This is a genomic window from Pseudomonas brassicae (genome assembly GCF_010671725.1).
Taxonomy (GTDB): Bacteria; Pseudomonadota; Gammaproteobacteria; order Pseudomonadales; family Pseudomonadaceae; genus Aquipseudomonas; species Aquipseudomonas brassicae.
This window is the reverse complement of the sequence record NZ_JAAHBU010000300.1, coordinates 1-1,629: the sequence shown is the minus strand read 5'-3', so window position 1 is coordinate 1,629 and position 1,629 is coordinate 1. Positions and strand designations below refer to the sequence as shown.

2 pseudogenes are annotated in these 1,629 nt (G+C 65.1%); both read right to left on the bottom strand.

From position 1 onward, the window contains the following. Nucleotides 1-452: pseudogene (locus G3436_RS19340) on the bottom strand (energy transducer TonB); the annotation flags it as partial. Between the two features lie 257 nt (nt 453-709). After that, nucleotides 710-1,629, bottom strand: a pseudogene (locus G3436_RS19335) (TonB-dependent receptor); the annotation flags it as partial.

Genomic DNA, 1,629 nt, shown 5'->3' with positions numbered 1-1,629 from the left:
CGCCGGCGGCGGCTCGACGGGTTTGGGCGTCGGCTTGGGTACCGGTTTTGGCTTGGGCTTGGGCTTTGGCGGTGGCGGCTTGACCGCCAGCTCGTCTTCCACCGGTGGCGGTGGCTCTACCACGGGCTCGGCCGGCGCCGGAGGCGGCGGCTCCACCACCGGTGGCGCCGGCTGGGAAAACTCGATGGTCATCGGCGGATTTCCGGCGGCACCACCGGCAATACCGGGGCTGGCGCCTGGCTCACCCAATAGGCCACGGCGCCATGCAGTACCAGCGCGAAAACCCCGAGCAGGACCTTCTCACGGCCCTTCAAGGCACTGCGTGGCGTGCGTTGCAGACGCTGTTGCGCCAGCGGCAACCGGTGCGGCCGACCGAGGTCGACCAGCTCGCCGCCCGGCGTCTGGCGCCAAAGCACATCGAGAGCACTGGCGGCGGTCTGGACATTACCCATTGATCAACTCCTGGGGGTGTTGGTGCATTCCATCGAAGGCCACCCTGTTGGCGGTGCAGACCTTCGCTGAGGTGAATGATCGACGCGAGCTGCTTATCTCTTAAAGTAATCTTTAAAGTTATGGATAGAACCTGATCGAATATTAAAATCGATCCAACCGTTCTAGCCCGCGCCAATCAAGGGCTTGCGAGCTGTGCTGATCTGGCAATGCCTTTGCAGCATGAAAAATATTCGACAAAGGCATGGAAAAACCCGCCTCAGAAGTCGTAGCGGCCCGTCACGCCCAGGGTGCGTGGCGTGCCCAGCAGGCCTTCGTAGCCACCGTTGGCCGCGCTCCACAGGGTGGTGTAGTAGGTCTTGTCGAAGGCGTTCTTGAGCCACAGCGACACGTCCCACTGGCCGCCACCGGCATCGCCGCGCAGGCCCGTGCTGAGGTTGACCAGGGCATAGCTGGGGATCTGCGCGAACTCGGAGTCTTCCACCGTGCCCACCGCCTTGGAGCGGAACGCGTAGCTGGCGGTGACGTAGGGCTGCAGGCCGTTGTCCAGGTCCCATTGGTACTGGCCATTGGCATTGCCGATCCATTTCGACGCGCCGACCACCTGGTGCCCACTCAGGTCGCAGGCCGCCGGGGCACCCGGTTGCAGGGCGACTTCCGGCGCGCACGGGGCATCCTTGTAGGACAGGTAACGCACATCGTTGTAGGAGCCGTTGACGTTGAGCGTCAGGCCGCGCACAGGCACCAGGGTGCTTTCGAACTCGACCCCGCGCGAACGCACGGAGCCGGCGTTGGTCAGGTACTGCACACGGTTGGCGTCGTCGTAGGCGTTGGTCTGGTAGCCGTTGACCTGGGTCCAGAACAGGTTGGTGTTCAGTTGCAGGCGGCGGTCCCACAGGGTGCTCTTCAAGCCCAGCTCGGCGTTGTTGGCGCGCTCGGTGCCGATCAGCAGCGAATCGGCGCCGGCCACCGGTGCGGTGCCCACCGCCAGGTTGACCCCACCGGACTTCTCGCCGTGGGACACAGTGGCATACCCCAGCAGGTCGTCGCTGAAGCGGTAGCTCAGGTTGAGCAGGCCGCTGGGGCTGGTGCTGTACTGGTTGAGGTCGCCCGATTCGTAGGCACCGGTGCGACCCTGGCGCACCGCTGCGCCGCGCCGGTGACGGCGGTGCCGCCGAC